Source organism: Saccharopolyspora sp. NPDC000995 (assembly GCF_053599315.1).
Genome location: NZ_JBSFLZ010000209.1, coordinates 1 through 6,507 on the forward strand (window position 1 = coordinate 1; position 6,507 = coordinate 6,507).

The 6,507-nt window shown below is 68.9% G+C and carries 8 protein-coding genes; 4 read left to right on the forward strand and 4 right to left on the reverse strand.

Annotated features, from left to right (window positions below; translation table 11 throughout):
• The first annotated feature begins 13 nt into the window (after window positions 1–13).
• The 4 genes from ACWDKQ_RS34540 (at window position 14) to ACWDKQ_RS34555 (ending at window position 3,799) form a co-directional block, all read left to right on the forward strand.
• Window positions 14–2,353 (forward strand): zonular occludens toxin domain-containing protein, encoded by a 2,340-nt coding sequence (locus ACWDKQ_RS34540; protein ID WP_450142966.1) that lies wholly within the window; start codon window positions 14–16, stop codon window positions 2,351–2,353.
• A gap of 293 nt (window positions 2,354–2,646) precedes the next feature.
• The gene (locus ACWDKQ_RS34545; RefSeq protein WP_450142967.1) at window positions 2,647–3,075 is read left to right on the forward strand and encodes a hypothetical protein; all 429 of its coding nucleotides are present in this window, start codon (window positions 2,647–2,649) and stop codon (window positions 3,073–3,075) included.
• Between the two features lie 86 nt (window positions 3,076–3,161).
• Window positions 3,162–3,395: a hypothetical protein gene (locus tag ACWDKQ_RS34550; RefSeq protein ID WP_450142968.1), complete on the forward strand. Its 234-nt coding sequence runs from the start codon at window positions 3,162–3,164 to the stop codon at window positions 3,393–3,395.
• Entirely contained in the window at window positions 3,395–3,799 is a 405-nt protein-coding gene (locus ACWDKQ_RS34555; RefSeq protein WP_450142969.1) for a hypothetical protein, read from the forward strand. Before ACWDKQ_RS34550 ends, ACWDKQ_RS34555 begins: the two co-directional genes overlap by 1 nt.
• A gap of 145 nt (window positions 3,800–3,944) precedes the next feature.
• On the opposite strand, the gene ACWDKQ_RS34560 is transcribed toward ACWDKQ_RS34555, so the two are convergent.
• The 4 genes from ACWDKQ_RS34560 to ACWDKQ_RS34575 form a co-directional block, all read right to left on the reverse strand.
• On the reverse strand, window positions 3,945–4,109 hold the full coding sequence (locus tag ACWDKQ_RS34560) for a hypothetical protein (protein WP_450142970.1): 165 nt from the start codon (window positions 4,107–4,109) through the stop codon (window positions 3,945–3,947).
• 221 nt (window positions 4,110–4,330) lie between these two features.
• Window positions 4,331–5,071 carry a hypothetical protein gene (locus ACWDKQ_RS34565; protein ID WP_450142971.1) on the reverse strand — a complete coding sequence of 247 codons (741 nt, stop codon included), beginning with the start codon at window positions 5,069–5,071 and terminating at the stop codon, window positions 4,331–4,333.
• Window positions 5,064–5,318: a hypothetical protein gene (locus tag ACWDKQ_RS34570; RefSeq protein ID WP_450142972.1), complete on the reverse strand. Its 255-nt coding sequence runs from the start codon at window positions 5,316–5,318 to the stop codon at window positions 5,064–5,066. Before ACWDKQ_RS34570 ends, ACWDKQ_RS34565 begins: the two co-directional genes overlap by 8 nt.
• A gap of 67 nt (window positions 5,319–5,385) precedes the next feature.
• Window positions 5,386–5,853, reverse strand: coding sequence for a Pycsar system effector family protein (locus tag ACWDKQ_RS34575; RefSeq protein ID WP_450142973.1), 468 nt, complete (start codon window positions 5,851–5,853; stop codon window positions 5,386–5,388).
• Window positions 5,854–6,507 lie beyond the last annotated feature (654 nt).

A 6,507-nucleotide genomic window follows, 5' to 3' on the forward strand; every position in this document is an offset into this window, starting at 1 on the left:
GAAAGGAAGCGCCATGCCGGAGCACACCGTTTCCGCGACCAGGATCTCGCACCCGCATCAGGAGGTCGTCGCCGATATGGGCGATGTCGTGACGTTCCCTGGCTCCTATCAGGAGCCGTCGACCATCCCGAACCTGCGGCCGGTGACGGTTCCGGCCGCGCCCGTCGGACCAGTCCCGACGGAGCCCGCGCCCGGCACGGCCGTTGCCGTCCGGCCTGGCCGGATTCCCCCGGCACTGGTCCGAGTCGGTTCCATCGCCAAGCGGACTCCCGCCGCTACCCGGGCGGCGGTGACCTCGCCGCAAGCGCGGTTCGTTGGCCGGCACGCCTGGCACACCGCTGGGTCGGTCAAGGACGTCACCGGGCAGACGGTGCGCGCCTTCAATGCGAACCGCCGGTTCGAGTACCACATCACTCAGCAGCTGGCCGCCGCTCACACCGCGGGCGACAGCGAGCTCATCCGCGAGCTGAATGCACGGCTGGCCGAGCACCACGCCCACCGGCGTGAGCTGCGCGCACAGAAGCGTGCCGGGGCGTCCCACCGGGGCGTGCGGCCACACGACGGCCTCGCCGGTGAGCTGCTGGCGCCGGTGGCGAAGGCCGGCGGGAAGTACGGCCTGCCGCCGCTGCTGGCGAGCACCGTCATTCCCGGTGCCCGCACGATCATTGACCCGGACACCGTGCATTTCTGGGACGCGTGGATGACCGAGATCAGGGTCATCGCGCAGGTCACCGCGTGGCTGTGGGAGAACTGGTGGGCGCCGCTGGGTGTGCTCGGTGTCGCGTTCGCGGCGATGTTCGCCCGCGCCTACCACAAGCGCCTCACCAGCGGCAACATTCCCGAAGCGCTGCTGCGTCCTGCCGATAGCGTCGACGCCGAGCGGATCATCCCCTTCACCGACGGGACCATCGTCCGGGCACTGGCCGACCTCGGGATCACGAAGCTGACGGCGGCGATCAAGGACGGTTGGCCGAACCGCGACGGCGAACACCCGTGGGTACAGCACCCGCGCCAGGACGGCCCCGGTATGGCCGCCTCCATCCGTCTTCCCGGCGGGGTGACGGTGGAGAAGATCCAGGACGCGCGGGGGATCTTCGCGCACAACCTCGGATGCCTGGCCGCTGAGCTGCTGCTCTCCCGCAACAAGCGGGACGCGACGGTGCTGGACATCTACCGGCTCAACACTGGCGAGCTGCGCAGGCCCGCGCCGGAGCACCCGCTGCTGCACGAAGGCCTGGCCGACTTCTTCAAGGGCGTGCCGGTCGGCGTCACCCCGTTCGGGAAGAAGATCACCGCGCACCTGTTCGAGCGCAACTATGTCGTTGCCGGAATCATGGGCTCGGGCAAGACCACGCTGGTCCTGGACATCCTGGCCGGTGCCGCACTGGACCCGCTGGTTGACCTGGAAGTGATCTGCTTCGCGGCGAACGCCGACTATGTGGGCCTGGACCCGGTCCTGGACCGGCGCATCCAGGGAAACCCGCTGGATGTCGTCGAGCAGGCCCGCGACCGCTTCGCCGAACTCCAGGATGACCTGGTCAGGCGCGGTGAGATCTTCGAGCAGTGCGGACCAGGCACCGTGCTGACTCGTGAGCTGGTCAAGAAGCACCCCGAGCTGCGCCCGCGTGTGGTGGTGATGGACGAGTGCCAGTGGTTCTTCCGGCAGGACGATCCCCAGGACCGCCGTGAGGTCGTCAACGCGGTGATCAACTTCATTACGACCGCGCGTAAGTACGGGATCGTGTTGATTCTGGTGACACCGTCGCCGTCCGACCAGTCGCTACCACGGGACATCGTCGCGCTGACCACCAACAATGCGTGCGGTGCGATCAACGACAAGCGCCGCAACAACATCGTGCTCGGTGAGAACGCGCACGAGAACGGGATCTCCGCGCTCGGTCTCGTGCCGCGGGATCCGGAGACTGGCGACCTCAACGACACCGGCACGCTGATCACCACGGGGTTCACCTCCGCAAAGTCGGAGACTTTGCGGACGCACTACCTCACCCCGGCCGACATGGCGCTGGTGGTGGAGCGCGCGGTGCGCATCCGCGGCGGGGCCACGTCGCGGGTGGAGGTCGGGTTGCCGGAAGAGCGGGACCTGCTCGCCGACGTCGCTGAGGTGATGGGCGACAGCGACAAGGTCAAGGCCACCGACGTCGCGTCCCGGCTTCGGGACCTGGCTCCGAACTACCGGCCGTACGCGGCGCTGAACGGCGACCGGCTCCGGGATGCGCTCGGCGAGCTGGGCGTCAAGGTCACCAAATCGGGCGTGCTGATGGTGTACGCCGCCCGGGTCCAGGCGGCGCTGTTGGATCGCGACGAGCAGGACAGGGAGGGAATCGCGAGCTGAGGCGCGGAACCCCCGAAAACGGCCCTCTGGGGACTCCCCAGGGGGCCGTTCCCTTATTCCCTCTTCCGGTGTTTCCGCAGGTCGCCCCGAGGGAGTGGGCCGAGGGAGTGGCGAAGGGAGTTTTCCCTCGGTCCCTGCTGATTCCCTCGGTTGTTCCCTGCCGATTCCCTCGGCCCCCGCCGCCCGAACTCGGATAGCGCGTCATCCGATTGGCGGATAGCGCGTTATCCGATTGGGAGTGCATGATGGTCACATCAGAACGGACAACGGATTATCCGAAAGGAGGTGACCGGATGAAGCGCACCCGGATCGACTTCGACAACGACGGCGGCGACTTCGCCCGACTGGTCAACCTCGCAGCCGACTACCAGCGCGCCGTCACCGCCGACCAGTGGCCGCACGCCGCCGGCGCCATGCACCAGATCGAGGACCTGGCCGAACGGCTCACCGACGACGCCCTGGTCCGCGCCGATGAGCAGACACCCCGGCAGCGGCACCAGATCGCCCGGGACATGGGCCTAGTGCACGGCACGGTCAACAACCGCATCAAGCGCGCCCGCGCCCGGCAGCGCGCCGAATCGGACACAGCTAGAGAAGGAGCGACTATGCCCACCGGTCACATGGAAACTCGCACCCGCATGTGCCACGGCTGCTCTGGCAGCGGCTGCAACGACTGTGGCGGCAGCGGAGTCCAGGAGGTCCGGGTCTGGGTTCAAGACTGACCGGCCGCCGTGCCCGCTCGCCCCGGGACCACCCGCGCCCGGGGCGAGCGGGGACCGACCGGACAAACCGACGGAGGGAACTGCTGATGACCGACCGTGCGACCAAAACCGAGCTCGTGTCCGTGCTGGAGATCAGCGCGGGAGACAAGCTGATCGACCGGTCCGGGAACGCATGGCCAGTGACCGCAGCTGGTCACCGCGATGGCCGATACGAGATCGAGACCGAGACCGACGTCGAGTGGATCACGAAGGCGTACCCGGTGGATGCCGTCGTCAAGGTGCTGCGGCCGGGGCAGTTCGGCACCGGCCGGATTGCGTGATGAGGAGGCTCTGGGCCTACCGCGCCCTGCTCATCATCGCGGGACTGTCCGCCGCGTGGGGCCTGCTCACCGGCGACACGATCCGCGTGGTGGCCTCGCTGGTGGGGGTGGCCTGCGCTATCTACGCCATCCGAACAGTCGACGAGAACGATGGTCGGGACCGGGCAGTCGTTACCTGCCCGGTCCCGACCGCAACCCTACGGAAGGAACGGGACTCCACCGTGAGCAGCAACGTCATGCACATCGCCGCGACCGCCGAGTCGGGCCTGTACGAGATGTTCGGCGGCAAGCTCCACGGCCTGTGCGGTGCGGAGCTCACCAACGGCGGCGGGGCGGCGTACGACGCCCCCATGTGCCCGAAGTGCATGCGCAAGGCAGGCTGGAAGACCGACAAGCGCAAGTAGCCGCAGAACACGAAACGGCCCTTCTCCCAACCTCGGGAGGAGGGCCGTTTCGTGCCACCGATCAGACGCCTGATCCACTATCTTGCTCCGCGCCACTCGACCAAAACCGCAGGTCATACGAGGGGCCGAAACGGGCCCCTCGCGCTCAGCGGCGGGCGGGCAGGTCGCCTTGGCCGGGGTCGATGACGAGCCCACGCGGCGGCTCGCTGACTCGCTGCCGGGGGGCGCGGGCGGCGGGGCGTCCGGCCAGGGCGCGGGCCAGATCGGCCACGGCAGCGTGCAGGGCTGAGGGCTCTCGGTCGGCGGTCATGAGGCCAGGGTGCCCGGCCGTGGGTGGCCGCCGCTGGCGCATCCGGGGGTCTTTTCCGCGCCATCAAGAGCGCCGAACTCCACCGTGTGGAGTTCGCATCAGATGCGATACGTCCTGGTTGCACGGCGAGTGCAAGACGTCCTGTGTGTCGGCGGGGCCGGAAAAAGGCCGGCGGCCCGCCACGGTGAGCGTGGCGGGCCGCCGACGAAAGCTATGGCTGGTCACTTCCCGTGGATGTTCAGGTGCAGCAGGAGATCGATCACGGCCTGCTGACGAGTTGCGGCAACGCGGCCGCGCCCGGAGTGAGGCACCGGGATGGTGGTGGCGGCGGCGTAGGCCTGCCAGCCTCGGGGCCGGGCACTGCGGCTGATCCGGCCAAGCACATCACCAGCGATCACGACCTCGTAGCTGCCGGTCTCGCCGAGGGGGCGGAGCTCGTGGGCGTCGATCTCGGAAATGGTGTAGGCACCTCGCTTCTTGCGTCGTCCGGCCGTGGTGCGGCCACGGCCGGACGGAGTGGGCTGAGCGTCGGCCGTGGGCTCCGCGTGGGACGGCTGGGCCGCCGGTTCGGGTGCCACATCGGAGACGTCAAGGGCTTCGGTCGGAGTAGTCGCGCTGGCGCGTGGCCGACCGTCGCCACGTGGCGCGCGGGGCCGGTAGGCACCGCGGCTGCGAGGCCTGCCGGTGGCCGCGTCGGTGCGCGGGTCGGTGAGCTGGTGACGCTGGCGCGATCGCTTCCCAGCGGCCTGGCCGCTCATCCCCAATGCGGCGCCGATCTCGGACCAGTCGGTACCGGCCTCCCGCGCGCTGAACATCGCCGACGCCTCGACGGCATCCAGCGCCTGGCGGACCTGCCGGATGGTGCGTAGCCGCTCCAGGGCTACGTCCGATTCGACGTCGGCGGCGGCGGCGGCCAGCAGCGCCCGCACCCGCTCTCGGGTGTCGCGGATCGACTCAGGCATCGCTGTCTCCGGCGCAGTTCAGGGCGCGGCCGGTGCCGTCGATGACAACCGGCCCATCGACCGGCGGCGCGGCCATGCCCGCCGCCGTGAATCCGATCTCCTCGACGCGGGCTTCGTCGCCGTCGCACTGGCGCGGGTGCGTCGAGTTGTACGTCAGCGCCCACCACTGCGCGGTGTCGTGATCAGCGAAAACATGCAGCGGCTCGTAGTCGGCATAGATCCCCTTGGCGACCAGGTACGCGCGCATTGATCCCACTTCCTTCCCCTCGTAACGTGTCGACTATTTCGCGAAACTCGTCTTTCCTTAAATGGGTTCAGATCAGTAGCGCGGCGCCGGTCACGACCAGGCCCGCGATGACCATCAGCAGCGCGGCGCGGATCAGGGCGAACTTGGTGACCGCGATCCTCGACAGCGTGGCCACGTGTGCGGCGACGTCGTGACCGGCGGACTCGTCGGCAGCCGCCGCACGGACCTGCGCGGCGCTCATCCGGGCCCACGCGGTGATCCCGGTGGAGGTGCGGGGCAGGCGCGGCAGCAGCACCAGCAGCGTGGTCACCAGGGCGGCGCCGAACAGCGCGGCCGCCACCCCCAGCGCCACAGCCGCCGGAGTACTGGGGGTGGTCCTGGTCAGCGCCACCGCGCCAGCCAGCGCCAGGCTGTGCACGCTCAGCGTGGCCTGCGCCTTGGTGTCGGCCCGCGCGATCAGCGACTGCACGCTGTCGCGGGCGTCGCGCAGCTGCTCGTCGGTGTCGGCGGCCGAGACGGTGTCCTGCGTAGTCATGAACCCCTGCTTCCGTCGCTCCAATTTCGCGAAACTTTGGTTTCGCCGATGCCTAGGACGGTACGGGGGTCCGACCGCCGGGGCATCCGCCGATTAGGTGAAACATGAGTTTCGCGAAATGGGAGCGAGGAACATACACGGTTACGTACAGGAGCCGGACCACCCGAGATTGGACAGGCAATGCATTCCCATGACACCGAGCACGGACGCTGCATCTGCGACACCTGCATGGACGCTTCCTATGCGCGCATGGAAGCCGAGTGCGCGCGTGTTGACGCCCAGTGGCGGGCGAGCGCGGACCGCCTTGCTGCCGAGGTGGCGGAATAAGGGCTGATCGCCTCCCGGCCGCATCCGGTCGATCCGAGATGAACAGGCCTCCGAAGGCCAGCCGCTGGAGATCACCCCTCAGCGCCCCCTGAGATCGCCACAGCCGGACGATCACCCCCGGGCCGGTGCTGCGGGACCCCCAAACCGGTACAGAGGATCTCAGCCAGTCCCGTGATCACCGGTCCCACGGGTGGACACAGCACTGCGCCCACAGGAAAGGCTCCCGTGGGCGCAGTCGCCACGACCTCGACCCATCGAACGAACCCACCCATGAACGGGGCCGATGTGGCCCGTGGGGCTGTGGATAACTACCGCGCATAATCGCGC